The sequence below is a fragment of the Leclercia adecarboxylata genome (assembly GCF_006874705.1).
GTDB classification, from domain to species: Bacteria; Pseudomonadota; Gammaproteobacteria; order Enterobacterales; family Enterobacteriaceae; genus Enterobacter; species Enterobacter adecarboxylatus_C.
Map to the genome: position 1 here is coordinate 3,645,321 of NZ_CP035382.1, position 21,496 is coordinate 3,666,816.

General features: G+C 56.2%; 19 protein-coding genes. 14 read left to right on the plus strand and 5 right to left on the minus strand.

What is annotated here, in order from left to right; genetic code table 11:
• Position 1: 1 nt before the first annotated feature.
• The 5 genes from yceG (at position 2) to ptsG (ending at position 5,192) form a co-directional block, all read left to right on the plus strand.
• Positions 2 to 1,024 (plus strand): cell division protein YceG, encoded by a 1,023-nt coding sequence (yceG, locus tag ES815_RS18320; protein WP_142489083.1) that lies wholly within the window; start codon positions 2 to 4, stop codon positions 1,022 to 1,024.
• Positions 1,014 to 1,655: a dTMP kinase gene (gene tmk, locus ES815_RS18325; protein ID WP_142489084.1), complete on the plus strand. Its 642-nt coding sequence runs from the start codon at positions 1,014 to 1,016 to the stop codon at positions 1,653 to 1,655. Before yceG ends, tmk begins: the two co-directional genes overlap by 11 nt.
• Entirely contained in the window at positions 1,652 to 2,656 is a 1,005-nt protein-coding gene (gene holB, locus ES815_RS18330; protein WP_142489085.1) for a DNA polymerase III subunit delta', read from the plus strand. The genes tmk and holB overlap by 4 nt, the downstream gene beginning before the upstream one ends.
• Positions 2,657 to 2,666: 10 nt before the next feature.
• The gene (locus tag ES815_RS18335; protein WP_142489086.1) at positions 2,667 to 3,461 is read left to right on the plus strand and encodes a metal-dependent hydrolase; all 795 of its coding nucleotides are present in this window, start codon (positions 2,667 to 2,669) and stop codon (positions 3,459 to 3,461) included.
• Between the two features lie 297 nt (positions 3,462 to 3,758).
• Positions 3,759 to 5,192: a PTS glucose transporter subunit IIBC gene (gene ptsG, locus ES815_RS18340; RefSeq protein WP_142489087.1), complete on the plus strand. Its 1,434-nt coding sequence runs from the start codon at positions 3,759 to 3,761 to the stop codon at positions 5,190 to 5,192.
• A 185-nt stretch (positions 5,193 to 5,377) separates the two neighbouring features.
• Here ptsG and fhuE read toward each other — a convergent pair whose 3' ends face one another.
• Positions 5,378 to 7,564, minus strand: coding sequence for a ferric-rhodotorulic acid/ferric-coprogen receptor FhuE (gene fhuE / locus ES815_RS18345; RefSeq protein ID WP_142489088.1), 2,187 nt, complete (start codon positions 7,562 to 7,564; stop codon positions 5,378 to 5,380).
• 354 nt (positions 7,565 to 7,918) lie between these two features.
• Here fhuE and hinT point away from each other — a divergent pair, with 354 nt between their 5' ends.
• The 8 genes from hinT (at position 7,919) to ES815_RS18385 (ending at position 14,009) form a co-directional block, all read left to right on the plus strand.
• Entirely contained in the window at positions 7,919 to 8,278 is a 360-nt protein-coding gene (gene hinT / locus ES815_RS18350; protein WP_142489089.1) for a purine nucleoside phosphoramidase, read from the plus strand.
• 1 nt (position 8,279) lies between these two features.
• Positions 8,280 to 8,654 carry a YcfL family protein gene (locus ES815_RS18355; RefSeq protein WP_142489090.1) on the plus strand — a complete coding sequence of 125 codons (375 nt, stop codon included), beginning with the start codon at positions 8,280 to 8,282 and terminating at the stop codon, positions 8,652 to 8,654.
• 10 nt (positions 8,655 to 8,664) lie between these two features.
• Positions 8,665 to 9,315 (plus strand): penicillin-binding protein activator LpoB, encoded by a 651-nt coding sequence (lpoB, locus tag ES815_RS18360; RefSeq protein WP_142489091.1) that lies wholly within the window; start codon positions 8,665 to 8,667, stop codon positions 9,313 to 9,315.
• Entirely contained in the window at positions 9,296 to 10,120 is an 825-nt protein-coding gene (gene thiK / locus ES815_RS18365; protein WP_142490085.1) for a thiamine kinase, read from the plus strand. The genes lpoB and thiK overlap by 20 nt, the downstream gene beginning before the upstream one ends.
• Positions 10,121 to 10,131: 11 nt before the next feature.
• Complete coding sequence (nagZ, locus tag ES815_RS18370) at positions 10,132 to 11,157, plus strand: beta-N-acetylhexosaminidase (RefSeq protein ID WP_142489092.1); 1,026 nt, start codon at positions 10,132 to 10,134, stop codon at positions 11,155 to 11,157.
• Positions 11,158 to 11,191: 34 nt separating this feature from the next.
• Positions 11,192 to 11,734: an alpha/beta hydrolase YcfP gene (gene ycfP, locus ES815_RS18375; RefSeq protein ID WP_103179108.1), complete on the plus strand. Its 543-nt coding sequence runs from the start codon at positions 11,192 to 11,194 to the stop codon at positions 11,732 to 11,734.
• Positions 11,735 to 11,967: 233 nt separating this feature from the next.
• Positions 11,968 to 13,272, plus strand: coding sequence for an NAD(P)/FAD-dependent oxidoreductase (locus ES815_RS18380; protein ID WP_142489093.1), 1,305 nt, complete (start codon positions 11,968 to 11,970; stop codon positions 13,270 to 13,272).
• Positions 13,273 to 13,469: 197 nt separating this feature from the next.
• Complete coding sequence (locus tag ES815_RS18385; RefSeq protein ID WP_142489094.1) at positions 13,470 to 14,009, plus strand: glycine zipper 2TM domain-containing protein; 540 nt, start codon at positions 13,470 to 13,472, stop codon at positions 14,007 to 14,009.
• Between the two features lie 481 nt (positions 14,010 to 14,490).
• Here the strand turns inward: ES815_RS18385 and ES815_RS18395 are convergent, their stop codons facing one another.
• Positions 14,491 to 15,126 (minus strand): TetR/AcrR family transcriptional regulator, encoded by a 636-nt coding sequence (locus ES815_RS18395; RefSeq protein ID WP_142489096.1) that lies wholly within the window; start codon positions 15,124 to 15,126, stop codon positions 14,491 to 14,493.
• A gap of 240 nt (positions 15,127 to 15,366) precedes the next feature.
• On the opposite strand from ES815_RS18395, the gene bhsA reads away from it, so the two are divergent.
• The gene (gene bhsA, locus ES815_RS18400) at positions 15,367 to 15,624 is read left to right on the plus strand and encodes a multiple stress resistance protein BhsA (protein WP_142489097.1); all 258 of its coding nucleotides are present in this window, start codon (positions 15,367 to 15,369) and stop codon (positions 15,622 to 15,624) included.
• 78 nt (positions 15,625 to 15,702) lie between these two features.
• Here the strand turns inward: bhsA and ES815_RS18405 are convergent, their stop codons facing one another.
• The 3 genes from ES815_RS18405 to ES815_RS18415 all read right to left on the minus strand — a co-directional run bounded on the left by ES815_RS18405 (position 15,703) and on the right by ES815_RS18415 (position 21,448).
• A complete protein-coding gene (locus tag ES815_RS18405) occupies positions 15,703 to 16,656 on the minus strand; it encodes a L,D-transpeptidase family protein (RefSeq protein ID WP_142489098.1) in 954 nt (317 codons plus the stop codon).
• A 152-nt stretch (positions 16,657 to 16,808) separates the two neighbouring features.
• A complete protein-coding gene (gene mfd / locus ES815_RS18410; RefSeq protein WP_142489099.1) occupies positions 16,809 to 20,255 on the minus strand; it encodes a transcription-repair coupling factor in 3,447 nt (1,148 codons plus the stop codon).
• A gap of 119 nt (positions 20,256 to 20,374) precedes the next feature.
• On the minus strand, positions 20,375 to 21,448 hold the full coding sequence (locus tag ES815_RS18415) for an acyltransferase family protein (RefSeq protein ID WP_142489100.1): 1,074 nt from the start codon (positions 21,446 to 21,448) through the stop codon (positions 20,375 to 20,377).
• Positions 21,449 to 21,496: the final 48 nt, after the last annotated feature.

Here is a 21,496-nt window from a genome sequence, read left to right on the forward strand (position 1 = left end):
CATGAAGAAAATGTTGCGCTTTATTCTCCTCATCCTTGTTGTGCTGGGCATTGCCGCTGGCGTGGGGATGTGGAAAGTTCGCCAGCTGGCGGGCAGTCAAATTCTGATCGCCGAAGAGACGGTCTTCACCCTGAAACCGGGCACCGGGCGTCTGGCGCTGGGTGAGCAGCTGTATGGCGAGAAGATCATTAACCGCCCGCGGGTGTTCCAGTGGTTATTACGCGTGCAGCCGGAACTGTCGCATTTTAAAGCCGGTACCTACCGTTTTACGCCGGAGATGACCGTCAAAGAGATGCTGGAGCTGCTTGAGAGCGGTAAAGAGGCGCAGTTCCCGCTGCGTTTTGTGGAAGGAATGCGCCTGAGCGACTACCTGAAGCAGCTCCGCGACGCGCCTTACATCAAACACACTCTTAAAGACGACAGCTATGCCACCGTCGCCGAGGCCCTGAAGTTTGAGCATCCGGAGTGGGTAGAAGGGTGGTTCTGGCCAGATACCTGGATGTATACCGCAGGCACCACGGATGTGGCTTTGCTGCAACGCGCGCATAAAAAGATGGTTGAAGCGGTGGATAAAGCCTGGGAAGGGCGGATGGAGAACCTGCCGTATAAAGATCAGAACCAGTTCGTGACCATGGCCTCGATCGTCGAGAAAGAGACGGCGGTTGCGAGTGAGCGGGATCAGGTTGCCTCGGTATTTATCAATCGCCTGCGCATCGGTATGCGTTTGCAGACCGACCCGACGGTAATTTACGGAATGGGTGAGAATTACAAGGGCAAAATTTCACGTAAAGACCTGGAAACCCCAACCGATTATAATACCTATGTCATTAGCGGTTTACCCCCGGGGCCGATTGCCACACCGGGTCAGGCATCGTTGAATGCCGCCGCGCATCCGGCTAAGACGCCGTATCTCTATTTCGTCGCGGACGGAAAGGGTGGACATACTTTTAACACCAATCTTGCCAGTCATAATCGTTCGGTCCAGGACTATCTGAAGGCACTTAAGGAAAAAAATGCGCAGTAATTACATTGTCATTGAGGGGCTGGAAGGCGCCGGGAAAACGACCGCACGTGATGTAGTGGTCGAGACGCTCAAACAGTGTGGTATCGAAGAGATGATCTTTACCCGTGAACCGGGCGGTACCCAGCTGGCTGAAAAACTGCGCAGCCTGGTACTGGACATCAAATCGGTCGGGGATGAAGTCATCACCGATAAAGCCGAAGTGATGATGTTTTACGCCGCGCGCGTCCAGCTGGTCGAAACCGTCATCAAGCCTGCCCTGGCGCGGGGATGCTGGGTGATTGGCGACCGCCACGATCTCTCGACCCAGGCGTATCAGGGCGGTGGACGCGGGATTGACCAGCAGATGCTCGGCACGCTGCGCGATGCGGTCCTCGGTGATTTCCGCCCGAACCTGACGCTCTATCTCGACGTGACGCCTGAAGTGGGTCTGAAACGCGCCCGCGCCCGCGGCGAACTGGATCGTATCGAGCAGGAGTCGCTGGACTTCTTTAACCGCACCCGCGCGCGTTACCGCGAGCTGGCCGCCCAGGACAGTTCGATCCGCACCATCGATGCAACCCAGCCGCTGGAGGATGTGATGAACGACATTCGCCAGACGGTCACTGACTGGCTGAAGGAACAACAGGCATGAAATGGTACCCATGGTTGCGCCCGCACTTTGAACAGCTGGTGAACAGCTATCAGTCCGGTCGGGGGCATCATGCGTTACTGATCCAGTCGCTGCCGGGCATGGGCGATGAGGCCCTGATCTACGCCATCAGCCGTTTTTTGATGTGCCAGCAGCCGCAGGGGCATAAAAGCTGCGGTCAATGCCGCAGCTGTCAGCTGATGCAGGCGGAGACGCACCCGGATTATTACGCGCTGGAGCCGGAGAAAGGCAAGACCACGCTGGGCATCGATGCGGTGCGTACGGTCAGTGAAAAGCTCTACGAGCGTGCGCGGCTCGGCGGGGCGAAGGTCGTCTGGCTGAAGGATGCCGCTCAGCTTACTGAGGCGGCGGCGAACGCTTTGTTAAAAACCCTTGAAGAGCCACCGGAAAATACCTGGTTCCTGATGGCCTGTCGTGAACCCGGACGGCTGCTGGCAACCCTGCGTAGCCGCTGTCGTTTACATCATCTCAGCGTGCCGCAGGAGGCCTGGGCCCTCAGCTGGCTGGCGCGAGAAGTGACAACGTCACAAGAAGCTGCACTGAGCGCGCTGCGTCTGTGCGGCGGAGCACCTGCCGCGGCGTTGGCCTTGCTGCAGCCCAACGTTCAGACGCAACGGGAACAACTCTGTCAGGCGCTCGGCGCGGTGCCGGACAGCGGCGACTGGCTGAGCCTGCTTCCGGTTCTTAACCACGAGCAAGTGCCAGACCGTCTGCACTGGCTGGCAGCCCTGCTGCTGGATGCCCTTAAAGTACAGCAGGGAGCGACCCTGCTTAGCAATGCTGATGCCTGGCCGCTCGTGAATACCCTGGCGCAGCGCCTGCCGGGCGTGGCATTGCGGGCTATCCTTCATGATGTCTGCCAGTGCCGCGAACAACTACTCAGCGTAACGGGGCTGAATCGGGAGCTTGTCCTGACCGACCTGTTACTCACTATCGAGCATTACCTGCAACCGGGCACGACGTTGCCTGTATCCCATCTCTGAGAGAGACATTATGTTTTTAGTCGACTCACACTGCCATCTCGATGGCCTGGATTATCAATCCCTGCATAAAAACGTCGATGACGTGCTGGCGAAAGCCGCCGCCCGCGATGTGAAATTTTGTCTGGCGGTCGCCACGACGTTACCGGGTTACCGCACTATGCGTGAGCTGGTGGGCGTCCGCGACAATGTGGTGTTCTCCTGCGGCGTGCATCCGCTGAACCAGGATGAACCTTACGACGTCGAAGATTTACGCCGTCTGGCGGCGGAAGAGGGCGTGGTGGCGATGGGTGAAACCGGGCTGGATTATTTCTACACTCCGGAAACCAAAGCTCGCCAGCAGGAATCTTTCCGCGACCATATCCGCATTGGCCGGGAACTGAAGAAACCGGTGATCGTCCACACCCGCGACGCGCGCGCCGATACGCTGGCAATCCTGACAGAAGAAAACGTGACGGATTGCGGGGGCGTACTACACTGTTTCACAGAAGACAGAGAAACAGCGGGCAAGCTGCTGGATTTGGGTTTTTATATCTCGTTTTCCGGGATCGTGACGTTCCGTAACGCCGAGCAGCTTCGTGATGCTGCGCGCTACGTGCCGCTCGATCGTCTGCTGGTGGAAACAGATTCCCCTTATCTGGCTCCGGTACCGCATCGCGGTAAAGAAAATCAACCCGCGATGGTACGGGATGTGGCCGAGTACATGGCCGTATTAAAAGGCGTCGACGTTGAAGAACTGGCACGCATTACCACCACCAACTTTGCCAGCCTGTTTCACATCGATCCCTCCCGCCTGCAATCTGCCTGATTAATCTATTTTTTTATGGCTCGTAATTAATAGCCGAAAAGAGTAAAGTTCACCGCCCAGGTTGGGGCGGTGATGACCGTTATGGAAACATTTGGCAATCTGTTTTGTAAAAGTCTGAAAGTTTTTCAGCTGCCTTGCGCTGAAACGTGATAGCCGTCAAACAAAGATACGCGGATTTATTTTACTCTGTGTAATAAATAAAGGGCGCTTAGATGTCCTGTCCACGGCACGGTTCTCCCCCCGGGCCAATGCGTGAAAACGTAAAAAAAGCACAAATACTCAGGAGCACTCTCAATTATGTTTAAGAATGCATTTGCTAACCTGCAGAAGGTCGGTAAATCGCTGATGCTGCCAGTATCCGTACTGCCTATCGCAGGTATCCTGCTGGGCGTCGGTTCTGCAAACTTCAGCTGGCTGCCAGCCGTAGTTTCTCATGTGATGGCCGAAGCAGGCGGTTCTGTTTTTGCTAATATGCCACTGATCTTCGCTATCGGCGTTGCGCTTGGCTTCACCAATAACGACGGCGTATCTGCACTGGCCGCTGTAGTTGCCTACGGCATCATGGTTAAAACCATGGCTGTGGTTGCACCTCTGGTGCTGCACTTACCACCGGAAGAGATCGCTGCTAAACACTTGGCTGATACCGGGGTTCTGGGCGGTATCATCTCGGGTGCAATTGCGGCATATATGTTTAACCGCTTCTATCGCATCAAGCTGCCTGAGTACCTGGGCTTCTTTGCAGGTAAGCGTTTCGTTCCAATTATCTCTGGTCTGGCGGCGATCTTCACCGGTGTGATCCTCTCCTTCATCTGGCCTCCGATTGGTTCTGCGATCCAGACCTTCTCCCAGTGGGCTGCATACCAGAACCCGGTTGTGGCGTTCGGTATCTACGGCTTCATTGAGCGTTGCCTGGTGCCGTTTGGTCTGCACCACATCTGGAACGTTCCTTTCCAGATGCAGATCGGCGAATACACCAACGCAGCAGGTCAGGTTTTCCACGGCGATATCCCACGTTACATGGCAGGCGACCCAACTGCAGGCAAACTGTCTGGCGGCTTCCTGTTCAAAATGTACGGCCTGCCGGCTGCTGCGATTGCAATCTGGCACTCTGCTAAACCAGAGAACCGTGCCAAAGTGGGCGGTATCATGATCTCCGCAGCGCTGACCTCGTTCCTGACCGGTATCACCGAGCCGATCGAGTTCTCCTTCATGTTCGTTGCGCCGATTCTGTACATTATCCACGCGGTTCTGGCTGGCCTGGCGTTCCCAATCTGTATCCTGCTGGGTATGCGTGACGGTACCTCCTTCTCGCACGGTCTGATCGACTTTATCGTTCTGTCCGGTAACAGCAGCAAGCTGTGGCTGTTCCCAATCGTTGGTGCGTGCTACGCGGTTGCGTACTACACCATCTTCCGCGTGCTGATCAAAGCACTGGACCTGAAAACTCCGGGTCGTGAAGATGCAACAGACGACGTTAAAGCTGGCGCGACCAGCGAAATGGCTCCTGCACTGGTTGCAGCGTTCGGCGGTAAAGAGAACATCACCAACCTGGACGCGTGTATCACTCGTCTGCGTGTGAGCGTTGCTGATATCGCGAAAGTTGACCAGCCGGGTCTGAAAAAACTGGGCGCAGCTGGCGTAGTTGTTGCAGGTTCCGGTGTACAGGCTATCTTCGGTACTAAATCCGATAACCTGAAAACCGAAATGGATGAGTACATCCGCAGCAACTAAGTTGTGACCTGGGGAGACTAAGGCAGCCGAATGGCTGCCTTTTTTATATCTATGGTTTGTGAAATGCCGGGTGGCGGCTGCGCCTTACCCGGCCTACAAAAGCTCAGACCGTAGGCCGGGTAAGCGTAGCGCCACCCGGCACAAAAAAGGGAGCCATTTGGCTCCCTTAGACGTCTGATGATTTATCAGAACTGATAGCTTGCGGTCAGGCTCACGTTACGCGGTTCGCCATACACAATTTCACCTTCGACGTTGGTGTCGTAAGTCTTATCGAAGAGGTTATTCAGATTACCCTGCAGGGAGAAGTTCTTCGTGACCTGGTAACGGGTGAAGAGATCCACCAGCGCGTAGCTGCCCTGTGATGCGCGCCAGGTGCCGTAAGGCGTGTCCTGATAAGTGTAGACGCTGTTTTGCCAGTTAACGCCGCCACCAACGGTCAGCTCAGGCATAGCCGGCAGACGGTAGCTGGTAAACAGTTTTACGGTAGTACGCGGCAGTTGCGGGTTTACCGCCTTGCCTTCGTTATCTTCCGCAACGTAGCGCGTTGCACCGAAGGTCATCTGCCAGTTATCCGTCAGCGCGCCGTTGATTTCAAACTCAACGCCTTTACTCACGGTACCGTCAACGCTCTCGTAAGCCACATCAGTGGAACCCTGAATGGTCCGGCCGGTGCTTTGCCCCAGATTATCCTGCTCAATGCGGAACACGGAGAGCGTGGTGGTCAGACGGCTGTTCATCCAGTCGGATTTCAGGCCCGCTTCGTAGTTATTCCCGGTGATCGGGTCAAGATACTTGCCCGAGCTGTCGCGGTAGTTTTGCGGCTGGAAGATGGAGGTATAGCTGGCGTAGGCAGACCAGTTGTCATTGATGTCGTAAACCAGACCCGCGTAAGGCGTGGTGTGGTTTTTCTCCATGTCACTGGTCAGGGTGTTAACACTCCAGTTGGTATAACGGGCGCCAAGAATTAAATGCAAAGGATCGGCCAGTGAAATGCGCGTCGCGGCGTACAGCGATTTCATATTGGTGGTGTCATCCTGAGCCAGCGACTGCGATCCCCAGTTGGTTTCCGGGAAGTCACCGTTATAGTCGTAGAAGCTACCGAACTCATCCGGGTAGACGTTAGCCCATGAGTTGGTGTAACGGTTGGTCTGACGACTGAAGCTGCCGCCCACCATCATAGTGTGCTGACGGCCCAGCAGCTCGTAGCCCCCGTCTGCAAACAGATCCACCGCATCCACTTTACGTTTACCGCTGTTCCAGCCGGTGCCGCCAATGTAATCAAAGCCCGGACCATAATTCGAATAAGGGCCTTCCAGCATGCCGGTGCTCTTATTCACAAAGGCATCGATGTACATTGCTTTGCTGTCGAATTTCGCTTCGGTATGGGTCGCATTCAGGGTGGCCTGCCAGTCGTCGGCAAAACGCTGCTTCAGGGTGAAGAAGACCTTATTGAACTCTTTGTCGTTGTAAGCCCAGTCTGGAGACGTGCTGTGGGCGCGATCGTAATGTTTGGTGCTACCGTCGGTGTTCCAGCGCGGCAAACCACCCCAGGTCTGGTTATTGATGTCGATACGCTGGTATTCGTAGCCGGCGGACAGGGAGGTGCTGGTGCCCAGGTCGGCGTCCAGAATACCGGAGAAGAAGGTGCGCTTCTGATTGTAGTTGTCGAGCCAGGAGTCGCTGTCCTGATAACCCGCCACGATGCGGCTGCGCAGATTGCCGTCTTCCGTCAGCGGGCTTTGCATGTCCATGACGTAACGTTGTTTGTTCCAGCTGCCGTATTCTGCCGACAGATTGGCCTTGAATTCGCGGCTGGTGGCATGCTTACGCACCATATTGATCGCCGCAGACGGGTTGCCTGTGCCGGTCATCAGACCGTTGGCGCCACGCACCACTTCCACCCGCTCAAACAGGGCCGTGTCAGACTGAGAATCACCCAGGTTCCAGCGTGATTCGAAATAGGTTGGAATGCCATCGACCATGTAGTTGTCGATTTCGAACCCGCGGGAGTAAAAGTTGCTGCGATCGGAGTCAGTGGTGCTTTTGCTGATCCCCATCGTGTTATCCATCACGTCGCCCAGGGTTTGCAGCTGTTGGTCTTCCATGCGTTGTTCGCTGACGATCGTGACCGATTGCGGAATGTCACGCTGGACCATCTGCATTTTGGTGCCCACGGTCGTGGTTTTTACGCTGTAGTCCTGGCTTTCATCAGCGGCATCCGGCTGCGATGAACCCTCAACAATGACCGTCTCTTCGGCCGGGGCGGCGAAGCTGGCGACGGGCGTCAATGCGAAAGCAATACAGGCTGCGAGCAGCGAGGGTTTAGCGACAGGCTGGCGTTGCCCGTCCCTGGTATAATTCATGAAAGACATCAACAAACCTTTCTGAGTGAAGTGTGAATGTTATGCCCCAGTTCCGTAAGCACAGTCTGAGGTCGTTTTCTAGGTATAAAATGCGCATGTAAATGCAAATGCGAAATATACGCATTGTGATTAAACCTGTAAACAAGGGTTTCAGCCGTATATGAAATTATGTTTTAAGATTTCAGGGCAGGGCGCGAGGAACGGCTGCGTATAAATTGCGCTATAAGGAAAGAATTCGAGGGATAAGGTTGAAAGGATTAGAGAAAGTCGCTCATACTCTTGAGTCGTATCACATAAGAATGCGCCTGCACCGAGTGGGTTGTCTCCGGGCACGTCGCCAGATTAATGAATAAGGAAAACCTCATGGCTGAAGAAACCATTTTCAGTAAAATTATCCGCGGCGAGATACCTGCGGATATCGTCTATCAGGATGAGCTGGTTACCGCTTTTCGCGACATCTCTCCGCAGGCGCCGACCCACATCCTCATTATTCCTAATATTCTGATTCCGACGGTAAATGACGTTAAAACTGAGCATGAACTGGCATTAGGCCGTATGCTGACAGTAGCAGCGAAAATTGCTGAGCAGGAAGGCGTGGCCGAAGACGGTTATCGTTTGATCATGAACTGTAACCGCCACGGTGGTCAGGAAGTTTATCATATTCATATGCATCTGCTCGGCGGTCGCCCGCTGGGGCCGATGCTTGCGCATAAAGGTCTTTAAAATGCCCGGTGGACGGATTGCGATGCTGTTCATGATGGTGCTGCTGGCGGGATGCAAATCTCAGCCCGCCATCCCCGTCAATGATGAGCAAACATTAGTGATGGAGTCATCTGTACTGGCGGCGGGCATTACCGCCGATAAACCGTCGCTGACCATCAGCGAGATCCAGCCGTCTGCCTCCTCCACGCTGTTTAATGAAAGACAAGAGTCCATAACCGTCCATTACCGTTTTTTCTGGTATGACGCCAGAGGCCTGGAAATGCACCCGCTTGAGGCGCCGCGCAGCGTGACCATCCCGGCGAATTCGTCGGTCACGCTCTATGGCAGCGCCAATTATCTGGGTGCGCATAAGGTCAGACTTTATCTCTATCTGTAAGGGGTGATCCTTGATTAAAAATTTCAGTCGTTACGCGCTGGTCACGGCTTTTGCACTGTTCCTCTCGGGTTGTATCAGTCGTACTGAGCAGCCGCCTGCACCGGTCGAAGAGGTGAAGCCGGGCGCAGAGCAGCCGGTCCAGCCAACACAGCCTGTACCAACCGTGCCTACCGTGCCGTCCGTGCCTGCGCAACCAGGTCCTATCGAGCATCAGGAAGAAAGCGCTCAGCCTGTGCCGCGTGAACGTCATTACGACTGGAACGGCGCGATGCAGCCGATGGTCGGTAAAATGTTGCAGGCTCAGGGCGTTACCGCAGGCAGCGTGCTGCTGGTGGACAGCGTCAACAACCGCACCAACGGTAGCCTGAATGCCGGGGAAGCCACCGAAACGCTGCGCAATGCGCTGGCGAACAATGGCAAATTCACCCTGGTATCGGCGCAGCAGCTCTCCGTGGCCAAGCAGCAGTTGGGCCTTTCTCCGCAGGACAGCCTGGGCTCGCGCAGTAAAGCCATCGGCATTGCCCGCAACGTAGGGGCGCAGTATGTGCTCTACTCCAGCGCGACCGGCAACGTCAACTCACCAGCGCTGCAAATGCAGCTGATGCTGGTTCAGACAGGTGAAATTATCTGGTCGGGTAAAGGTGCAGTTCAGCAACAGTAATCTGACGCGCGACACATTGCTGTCGCGCTTTTTCCCGCAGTATCGCCTTATCGCGCCGCAGACCCAAACCGGGTTGAGCGGCGCGAGTTGCATTATTGAGCACGCCGGGCAGCGGCTGGTGCTGCGCCAGTATCATGCCGCGCTGGCCACGCCGGCCCATTTTCGCCGCCAGTACCATGCGCTACGCCATCTTCCCGCCGACATTGCTCCCCAGCCGCATTTTTACAGCCCTGGATGGATAGCGGTCGATTATCTGGCGGGTGAGGTCAAAACCACGTTACCCGCCGCACCCGTGCTGGCCGCGATGCTGTATCATCTGCATCATCAGCCCAGGTTCGGCTGGCGCATCACCCTGGCCCCGCTGCTGGAGCAGTACTGGTTGCAGGCCTCGCCGTCCCGGCGTACACCGTTGTGGCTGCGATGGCATAAGCGTCTGCAAAAAGGGGGCGAGCCGCGCCCGCTGCGCCTCGTGCCGCTGCATATGGACGTTCATGCGGGTAATATCGTGCACACGCCTGCCGGCAGTCGGTTGCTGGACTGGGAATATGCCGGAGACGGCGACGTTGCCCTGGAGCTGGCCAGCGTCTGGACTGAGAGTGAAGTCCAGCGTCAGCAACTGCTTGCCGCCTACGGCGAGATCGCGCAGCTCGATCTGTCCCGGCTGCAACGTCAGGTGAAACGCTGGCGCCCTTGGGTGCTGATGCTGATGGCTGGCTGGTTTGAGCTGCGCTGGCAACAATCACAAGACAAACATTTTATTGCGCTGGCCGATGAGATCTGGCGCCAGTTAGAAACGACAGAATAAGAGAGGTTCGTGTGGGTCCGGTCATGTTGGATGTGGAAGGTTATGAGCTGGATGCGGAGGAGCGCGAGATTCTGGCGCATCCGCTGGTGGGTGGCCTGATCCTGTTTACGCGCAATTATCACGATCCTGCGCAGCTACGGGAGCTGGTACGCCAGATCCGCGAGGCTTCCCGTCACCGCCTGGTGGTAGCCGTTGATCAGGAAGGCGGCCGCGTGCAGCGTTTTCGCGAAGGCTTTACCCGTCTACCCGCTGCCCAGTCTTTTGCAGCGTTACTCGGGCTGGAAGAGGGTGGTAAACTGGCGCAGGAGGCCGGCTGGCTGATGGCCAGCGAGATGATCGCCATGGATATTGATATCAGCTTTGCCCCGGTTCTGGATGTGGGCCATATCAGCGCCGCCATCGGGGAGCGTGCTTACCACGAGGAGCCGCAGAAAGCGTTGCAGGTCGCCACCCGCTTTATCGACGGGATGCACGAGGCGGGAATGAAAACCACCGGCAAACATTTCCCGGGGCATGGTGCCGTCACGGCGGATTCCCACAAAGAGACCCCGCGCGACCCCCGCCCACAGGCAGAGATCCGCGCCCGGGACATGTCGATTTTCAAATCGCTTATCAGTGACAACAAGCTCGACGCCATTATGCCTGCGCATGTGATCTACACCGATGTTGATCCGCGTCCGGCCAGCGGCTCGCCGCACTGGCTAAAAACCGTGCTGCGTCAGGAGCTGGGCTTCAACGGCGTGATTTTCTCTGACGATCTGTCCATGGAAGGGGCGGCGATCATGGGCAGCTACGCGGAACGCGGTCAGGCATCCCTAGATGCGGGTTGCGATATGATCCTGGTCTGCAATAATCGTAAAGGCGCAGTCAGCGTGTTAGATAACCTGTCGCCGATCAAGGCTGAACGTGTTACACAATTGTATCATAAAGGTTCTTTTAGCCGTCAGGAGCTGCGGGATACAGCACGCTGGAAAACCGTGAATGCGCAGCTTGAGGCGCTTCATGAGCGCTGGCAAGCGCATAAAGCGGGGCAATAACCCCTCCTGGCAAGCGTAGTGTGGCGAGGATACGATGATCATCTATTTGCACGGTTTTGATTCGAACAGTCCCGGTAATCACGAGAAAGTACTGCAGCTGCAGTTTATCGATCCGGATGTGCGGCTGATTAGCTACAGCACACGTCATCCGAAGCATGATATGCAGCATTTGCTGAAGGAAGTGGACAAAATGTTGCAGCTGAATGTTGACGAGCGTCCGTTGATCTGCGGCGTCGGCCTGGGTGGGTACTGGGCGGAGCGCATTGGGTTCTTGTGTGATATTCGCCAGGTGGTGTTCAACCCCAACCTGTTCCCGAACGAGAATATGGAAGGCAAGATCGACAGACCGGAAGAGTACGTTGATATCGCCACCAAGTGCGTAAGCAACTTCCGTGAAAAGAACCGCGATCGCTGTCTGGTGATCCTTTCCCGCAACGATGAGGCGCTGAACAGCCCCCGCGCTGCGGAACTGCTGCACCACTACTACGAAATTGTCTGGGATGAAGAGCAGACGCATAAGTTCAAGAATATTGCCCCTCATCTGCAACGCATTAAGGCGTTCAAGACTTTAGGTTAATTCCTGATTTCATCCTGAGCCCGGCCACGTAACGTGAGCCGGGCTTTCTTTTTGCTAAGCTTGTGTGAATTTTAAGCGGCAAAACTTGATGCACATCAATTTTGGTATGACCAATGCACCGAACATGTTATTCTCATGTCCGTTGAATGGTTTCAGTGCTGTAACTTGTTGTTAACTAAAGGTTATTTTCATAACTTTTAGTTAACAATTGGTTAATAATTTAGGGGGTCACGTTGACTACACCATTGAAAAAGATAGTGATTGTGGGTGGTGGTGCTGGCGGTCTGGAACTGGCTACGCAGCTGGGTAAGAAGCTCGGACGCGGTAAAAAAGCTAAAGTTACGCTCGTCGATCGCAACCACAGCCACCTGTGGAAACCGCTGCTGCACGAAGTGGCTACCGGTTCTCTGGATGAAGGCGTTGACGCGCTGAGCTATCTGGCGCATGCGCGCAACCACGGGTTCCAGTTCCAGCTGGGCTCGGTGATGGATATCAATCGTGAAAGCAAAACCATTACCCTGGCCGAGCTGCGCGATGAGAAGGGCGAACTTCTGGTGCCGGAGCGTAAGCTGGCTTATGACACGCTGGTGATGGCGCTGGGCAGCACCTCTAACGACTTCAATACCCCGGGCGTGAAAGAGAACTGCATCTTCCTCGACAACCCGCATCAGGCGCGTCGTTTCCATCAGGAGATGCTTAACCTGTTCCTTAAGTACTCCAATAATCTCGGCGCAAGCGGCAAGGTGAATATCGCCATCGTCGGCGGCGGCGCGACCGGCGTTGAGCTCTCTGCCGAACTGCATAACGCGGTGAAGCAGCTGCACAGCTACGGCTACAAAGGGTTAACCAACGATGCATTGAACGTGACCCTGGTGGAGGCGGGAGAGCGTATTCTGCCTGCGCTGCCGCCGCGCATCTCTGGCGCAGCCCACAGTGAGCTGACCAAACTGGGCGTACGCGTTCTGACCCAGACTATGGTCACCAGCGCCGATGAGCATGGCCTGCACACCAAAGATGGCGAACATATTAAAGCCGATCTGATGGTCTGGGCGGCGGGTATTAAAGCGCCTGATTTCATGAAAGAGATTGGCGGTCTGGAAACCAACCGCATCAACCAGCTGGTGGTAGAGCCGACGCTGCAAACTACCCGCGATCCGGACATTTATGCGATTGGCGACTGCGCCTCTTGTGCCCGCCCGGAAGGTGGATTCGTACCACCGCGCGCTCAGGCCGCTCACCAGATGGCCAGCCTGGCGCTGCATAATATTCTGGCGCAGGCGAAAGGAAAGACCCTGAAGAACTATGTCTATAAAGATCATGGTTCTCTGGTGTCACTCTCTAACTTCTCTACCGTCGGCAGCCTGATGGGCAACCTGATGCGTGGCTCGATGATGGTGGAAGGGCGTATTGCGCGCTTCGTCTACATCTCGCTGTACCGTATGCACCAGGTTGCGCTGCACGGTTACTTCAAAACCGGGCTAATGATGGTGGTAGGCAGCATCAACCGCGTGATCCGACCGCGACTGAAACTGCACTAAGACCCGCGCCCCTCCGCACTCGCCGGAGGGGCTTATTCAGCATATCCTTCTGTGAATCGCGCTCTGACGGACTAAGAGTCCTCCTAAACACGTCTGTTTTGCGTTTATCACCACATTTTTAATCCTTTCTCTGATTTGCGAACACGCCGCTTTAGTTGCAGAATTGTTACCAATAGCAATAAAAAGGAGGTTGTCCCATGAATAAATCCATGGTGGCAGGTATAGGGATTGGCGTGGTTGCCGCGTTAGGCGTGGCGGCAGTTGCCAGTCTGAATGTCTTTGAACGTGGCCCACAATACGCGCAGGTGGTTTCGGCGACACCGATTAAAGAGACGGTGAAAACACCGCGTCAGGAGTGCCATAACGTGACCGTGACGCATCGTCGTCCGGTGCAGGATGAAAACCGCATTGCCGGTTCCGTGCTTGGTGCGGTGGCAGGCGGCGTGATTGGTCATCAGTTTGGTGGCGGGCGCGGTAAAGATGTTGCCACGGTCGTGGGCGCGCTGGGCGGTGGTTATGCCGGCAATCAGGCGCAGGGAGCCCTGCAGGAGCGCGACACCTACACCTCCACGCAGCAGCGTTGTAAAACGGTGTATGACAAATCAGAGAAAATGCTCGGCTACGATGTGACATACAAAATTGGCGATCAGCAGGGCAAGATCCGGATGGATAAAGATCCCGGCACGCAAATCCCCCTCAACAGCGATGGTCAGCTGGTACTGAATAACAAAGCATAAAAAAATCTGTTCTCTGCATTTAGCTCCCCATTCGCTCAGGCTGGGGAGCTTTTTTTGTCCATAAAAAAAGACCTTAACGCCCGCATCGTTCGCGTCGGGATTAAGGTCTTCTCAGGGATACAGCGGGGTAACAGTGGTTACAGGTCAAATTCGTGATACTGGCGGAGTAACATAAATCCTGTTATCAGTACGGAAAGGAAAGCAAATAAAACTGACCCACCACATAAAACCCAGAGACCGAATAACAATGTAATGACTATTAACACCTTAAAAAATGGTAATAGCAAAATCATTTTATTCTCCTTCTGAATGTGAATAGCCAGAACAGCTCCGTTATGACTCATACGCCTAATCATTAGCACATCAATAATTACTCGTTAAGGATAGCAAGCGGCAGAGAGGTGGTGATAGTTTTTACCTATCTTTAAACAGATTTGTCTGAAAGTGGCGGGGAGAGCAGGGCGGTTTACCGCCCTGCTGGTCAGGCTTTAAGGAGCTCAGGCCACAGGCGCAGGGTGATTTGCGTGATGGTCTGCAGTTTTTCCAGGCTGGCGCCTTCCCGGGCGCTGATAGACATCCCCTGCAAAATGCAGCTCAGATACTGGGCAAGTTTTTGCGGATCGCATTGGGCGGGGATCTCACCGCGCTGCTGACGCTGCTCTAAGAACCGGCATAGCGTCTCTTCCTGCATCGCATGGCGAGATTTGACCGTATGGGCGATCTCTTGTGACGATGCCGCCAGCGTCGCTGAAGTGTTAATCATAAAACAGCCCGCAGGCGTGTCTTTGCTGGTAAAGCAGGTCGCCACCGCAGTGAAGTAATCTTCCAGCGCCTCTTCAACACGCTTCTCTTCGCAGAACAGCTGTGCTTCATGGCGGGCGGCGAAGCGGCTGATATAGCGATCCAGCACCGCACGGAACAGCCCCTCTTTATTGGTAAATTCTGCATACAGCGTAGGGGCTTTGGCCCCGGTTGCTGCGACCAGATCGGCCAGCGATGTGGCTTCATACCCATGCTGCCAGAACAGCGTCATGGCCTTATCCAGCGCCGCGTCCCTGTCGAACACTTTTGGTCGGCCACGGCTTTTTTTAGCGCAACGCGTGTCATCGGTTGTCATGAGCCGTTGTACCTCTGTTGGTTTGTTGAACGACCATTATAAAAATAATCCCGGTTTGCAGCCAGCGCTGAATTCATAAAATTATTTTCATCATATCAATATGAATTTTAAAGATTTTAAATTTATTTTAACGATCGTTATAAAAAGAATTTGACCGTGATGCAGATCACATTTATCATTTAGTTATCGATCGTTAAGTTAATGCTTACGACCACCTGTCACTTGCATAAGGTTCATAAAATGAAAAACGTAAAAACGCTCATCGCCGCTGCTGTACTCAGCTCACTCTCGTTTGCCAGCTTCGCCGCTGTACAGGTTCAGTCTACCCCTGCCGATCAACAAAAAGTGGGCACTATCGCCGCAAATGGTGGGACTAACCTGGGTTCTCTGGAAAGCCAGCTAGCGCAAAAAGCGGACGAAATGGGCGCAAAATCTTTCCGTATCACCTCCGTTAGCGGTCCGAACACCCTGCACGGTACTGCGGTGATCTACAAATAAGCATGGCTTAACCCTCATTAATGCCACTGCGAAAAAAAACGCTCTGCAATTGCAGAGCGTTTTTTTTATCGTTTCGGCTTACAACGTCTGGGCTTCAGGATGACGGGTAACGTCCACCGGCATGCCGGAGCGGGCTTCCATCGCGCGCTCCATCACTGCTTCGTCTGAGCTGGCTTTAAAGCCCTGCTGGGCGGCATTCAACACAATCGGCAGGGTCTGAGGATCGTCATTCAGCTGCTTCGACAGCGGTTGATGTACTTCCACCAGCCGCACGCCACCGGGCTCCTCTGACACCTTGATCGGCGTATTCAGGATATTCACTTTGGTGCCGGGCTGGATGACGCGGAACAGCGTCTCGATGTCATTGTCACGCAGGCGAATACAGCCGGAGCTGACGCGCATACCGATGCCAAAATCGGCGTTGGTGCCGTGTAGCAGGTAGACCCCACCGTAGGCCGCAAGGCGGATCGCATGATGCCCCATCGGGTTTTCCGGTCCGGCGGGCACCACCGCAGGCAGATCGATGCCCTGAGCTTTATAACGGGCGCGAATATTGGCGGTTGGCGTCCATGTGGGGTTGGCGCGCTTGTCTGACACCGTGGTCACCATGGTTGGCGTCAGGGTATCACCGCCCAACTGACCAATGCCGATTGGATAGACCGTGACCTCATTTTTACCCGGCGGGTAATAGTAAAGACGCAGCTCGGCCAGGTTAATGACAATCCCTTCCCGCGGCGCATCGGGGAGCAGGGTCTGTAGCGGGATGGTCAGCACGCTGCCCGCGCGGGGAACGTAGGGATCCACGCCGGGATTGGCCTGCAGTAGCGCCAGAAAGCCGACGTTATATTTTTTGGCAATTGCTTCCAGCGAGCCGCCGTCATTTTCCACGACGTGAAAGCGGTTCTCGCCCACGAGACGGCTGCCCGGCGGGGGAAGGGGCCAGGTATTGGCCCGGGCAGGTAGGGCAAGCGCCAGGGTAGCGAGCAGCGCAACCAACGATATCCAACGGGTAAAACGCGAAGTCGTTATCATCACCAGAATCCATAGCAATAAAGATTATTATTATCTGAAAGTTAATTGATAATTATGGCGAATGGACGTGTCGGGAAATCCAGGTGTATTGCAAAGAGTTGTAAATTAACGGGGAACGAGGCCGGGCGATTGCAGGACCGCCCGGCGGTGGGTCAGGCGACGGCGTTCTCTTCGAGCTGTCGCATAAAGTTACGAACCCAGTCCATGCGGGTTTTCCGTTCCGCCAGATCCTGGGTGAATTTCAGACGCGTTGGACCGTCCAGACGGTAGTGCTGAGGCTGTTTCTGCAGCAGACCAATCAGCCACATCGGATCGACATGATTCTTCTCGGCAAACTCAATCATGCCGCCTTTGTCATTCCCCTCCAGCTTGCGGATCCCCAGCTTCTGCGCCTGCTGGCGTAAACGGGCGATATCCAGCAGGTTACGCGCCGCATCCGGCAGCAGGCCAAAGCGGTCAATCAGCTCCACCTTAATCTCGTCGAGGCTGGCTTCGTCCCTGGCGCTGGCAATGCGTTTATAGAATGACAGACGCGTATTAACATCCGGGATAAAGTCATCCGGCAGCAGGGCCGGCATCCGCAGCTCCACCTCCGTCTGCTGGCTGGTGAGATCTTCCAGCGACGGCTCGCGCCCCGCCTTCAGGGCATCGACGGCATTTTCCAGCAGCTCCATATACAGCTGGAAGCCGATGGTTTCCATCGATCCGCTCTGATCTTCACCCAGCAGCTCACCCGCGCCGCGGATCTCGAGATCGTGCGTCGCCAGCGCAAAGCCGGCCCCCAGATCTTCCAGCGAGGCGATGGCTTCGAGACGTTTTTGCGCATCGGTAGTCATCGCTTTCGGATGTGGAGTCATCAGCCAGGCATAGGCCTGATGGTGTGAACGGCCGACTCGACCACGCAGCTGGTGGAGCTGCGCCAGGCCGAAGTGATCCGCCCGCTCAATGATGATGGTATTGGCGGTAGGAATATCGATCCCGGTTTCGATGATCGTGGTACACACCAGCACGTTAAACCGCTGGTGGTGGAAGTCGTTCATCACCCGCTCCAGCTCGCGCTCGCGCATCTGCCCGTGGCCGATGGCGATCCGCGCCTCCGGCACCAGCTCTGCCAGCCGGTCGGCCGCTTTCTGAATATTTTCCACATCGTTGTAGAGATAATAGACCTGGCCACCGCGCAGGACTTCACGCAGGATCGCCTCGCGCACCACCAGGTTATCGTATTCACGGACAAAGGTTTTCACCGCCAGGCGACGGGCCGGCGGGGTGGCGATAATCGACAGATCGCGCATGCCGCTCATTGCCATGTTCAGGGTGCGCGGGATCGGCGTGGCGGTGAGGGTCAGGATGTCGACATCGGCACGCATCGCTTTGATCCGCTCTTTGTGGCGCACGCCAAAGCGATGCTCTTCATCGACAATTAACAGCCCCAGATCTTTCCACTTCACGTCGCTCTGCAGCAGCTTATGGGTGCCGATGAGAATATCGATTTTGCCCTCGCTGGCCTGCTCCAGGATCTGAGCCTGCTCTTTGGCGCTGCGGAAACGCGACATCATCTCAATGCGCACCGGCCAGTTGGCAAAGCGGTCGCGGAAGTTATCGTAGTGCTGCTGCGCCAGCAGGGTGGTCGGCACCAGCACGGCCACCTGCTTGTTGTTCTCAACCGCGAGGAAGGTGGCGCGCATCGCCACTTCGGTTTTCCCGAAGCCCACGTCGCCGCACACCAGCCGGTCCATCGCCAGCGGCTGGCACATGTCGCTGAGCACGGCATTGATCGCCTGGGCCTGGTCCGGCGTAGTTTCAAACGGGAAGCTGTCGCAGAACAGCTGGTACTGCTCTTTATCGTGTTTAAAGGCGTAGCCGGACTTGGCCGCGCGCTGGGCGTAAATATCCAGCAGCTCTGCCGCCACGTCGCGTACTTTTTCCGCCGCTTTCTGCCGCGCCCGCGCCCAGGCGTCACCGCCAAGTTTATGCAGAGGCGCATTCTCTTCCGCGCCGCCCGCGTAGCGGCTGATTAGATGCAGGGACGACACCGGCACATAGAGTTTGGCGTCGTTGGCGTACATCAGCATCAGGTATTCGCCCTTGATGCCCCCGGCTTCCAGGGTGGTCATTCCCGCATAACGTCCCACGCCATGCTCGAGATGGACAATCGGCTGGCCGGGGTGCAGCTCCGCCAGGTTACGGATCAGCGTATCCGGGTTGATGGTGCGGCGGCTGTCCTGGCGGCGGCGCGCCACGCGCTCGCCCAGCAGGTCGCTTTCGCAGATCAGCGCCAGGTTATTGAGCGTATCAATAAAGCCGTGCTCGGCGGCACCAATCATCAGATAGCGACCGGTGCCGCTGGCCTCGTCCAGACGCAGGATCCGCTTCGGCGCCACTTTGATGCGGCTGAGCAGCTCGCCCAGCGCTTCGCGACGGCCTTCGCTTTCGACGGAGAAGATCACCGGGCCGGTAAAGGCTTCGAGGAATTTACGCAGGTTGTCCAGCGGGGATTTATTCTGCGCCTGCACCGCGAGGTCCGGCAGCGGCTGATACGCCAGATTGGTATTAGCGGCTTTATCCGGCAGGTTTTCGGTTTTGAGCTGCATGCGCGGCCAGCGTTTCAGCTCGCTGAACAGCTCGTCGGTGCGCAGCCACAGCAGCTCAGGCTCCAGCAGGGGGCGCATCGGATCCACCCCGCGATTCTCAAACCGGGCGCGGGTTTCGCTCTCAAAACGGTGGGCGCTGGCCTCCAGATCGCCGGTATTCAGCACCAGGGTATTAGCCGGGAAGTAGCTGAACAGGGCGGGGAGCGGCTCGCTGAAGAACAGCGGCTGCCAGTACTCGATCCCCGTCGGCAGGGTGCCTTTGCTCACCTGCTGATAGATATGCTCGGCGTCGCGCTTGACCTCAAACTTATCGCGCCACTGGCTGCGGAACAGCTCGATAGCGGTTTTGTCAGTCGGAAACTCGTGGGCTGGCAGCAGGTTGATGGCCTCCACTTCCTCCAGCGTGCGCTGGGTGTCGGCGTCAAACAGGCGCAGGCTGTCGATTTCGTCATCGAAGAAATCCAGACGATAGGGCAGCGCGCTGCCCATCGGGAAGAGATCGAGCAGGGCGCCGCGGGTGGCATACTCCCCGTGCTCCATCACCTGATCCACATGGCGATAGCCGGCGCTGTCGAGCTGGACGCGCAGGGCATCCCGCGACAGGCGCTGACCCTTTTTCATCACCAGCGCATGCCCGTGCAGATAGCTGTGCGGACAGACGCGCTGCATCAGGGTATTGACCGGCACAATCAGCACACCGCGCTGCATGGTGGGCAGCTGATAGAGCGTGGAGAGGCGCGAGGAGATAATCTCCTGGTGCGGGGAGAAGCTGTCGTAGGGCAGGGTCTCCCAGTCGGCGAGACTGGTGACCAGCTGATCGGTAAACTGGCGGATCTCATCATGCAGGCGCAGGGCGTTTTGCATGTCCGGCGCGACCAGCACCACCGGCCCCTGATGGCGCTCTGCAATTTCTGCAACCAGCGTGGCGCAGGCTGCCCCGGTCAGTTCACCCAACTGGCGTTGGTCGCCCGCTTTGCCGGGCAGGGAAAAACGATATTGTTCAGGCATGGCTTTGTCAGGATCTCTTATTGGGCATATCACTGATACACAATGTCTTTATTATCCTTGATCGTTTTACATTAGCAAATCGTAACCGCACACAGCGTGAAGAGGCCCCCGCAGGGGCGCTAGCGCGTGGCCTGAACCGGCGTCAGGCGGGCAGGCGGGGTAAAGAAGAAATCCCCGGTCAGCGCACTGGAGAGTTTACGCGCCCCCAGCCCCACGAGGGTGCAGACCAGCAGGCTGGCAAAGGGATAGAACAGCACCAGCGTCAGCTCCGCCCATACCGGCCATGCCCCGCTGTTCAGCTGGTGGATCATGACCAGGCTGACCCCTTCGATCAGGATGCGGTGAGTGGTATAGATGGCAATGGTGTTCGAGCCCACCACGTTCAGCAGGTTATCAGGCCCGACGGCAAACCGCTGCTCAAGGCGGTAGAAAAGGGCCATGATCAGCAGGATCGACAGCAGCGACAGCGGCAGGGGAACGCCGACGAACCACAGCACGACGGAGACCACTCCGAACGCCGCCACCGCCAGCGCATCACGCCGCCACACCCGGGCCTGCATCCACGCCATCAGCTGCACGCCATACCAGGCGCCGAGGCTGTAATAAATCATATTGCGCACCACGCTGTTCATCCCCCACCACGGCAGCGGCAGGAAGTTGATCGCGATGCTGGCCAGCGCCAGCAGCCCGATAAGCGGCAGCTTCCAGCGGCTCAGCAGCTTGCAGAGGGTGAAATAGACTACCAGGGCGTAGAGGTACCACAGGCTGGTGCTGGCGGTGAGCATCCCGGTGATAAAGCCGCTCAGCGAGTCGGCATAGGCGGCGTTCGACGCGGTATTAAGATCCCGCTCCGGCGCCAGCCACGCGTTGAGATGGGTCAGGGCCTGCCACTGCAACACACCCCACAGCGCCAGGACCCAGATAATGCTCCAGAGCCGTTTGTCGAGGCAGGTTTTCCACTCAACCTCGTCAATATAGCGCCGGACCAGATACCCTGAGATAAAGAAGAACACCGGCATGCGGAAGGGGGCGAGATAAAGATTGAACGTCACCCAGCATTTGGCGAGCAGCACCGAAAGCGGGGCGTGCAGCGCCTCGAGGTGGGGATAAAAGGTGATCACCGAGTGGTAAATCACCACCAGGCAAATGCACAGCCCCTTTATCTGGTTAATCCATAGTGCTTTTTGTTTCATCGCTTACCGGGTCCTGTTCTTATCGTCATCGAAAGGGATAAGTGTGTT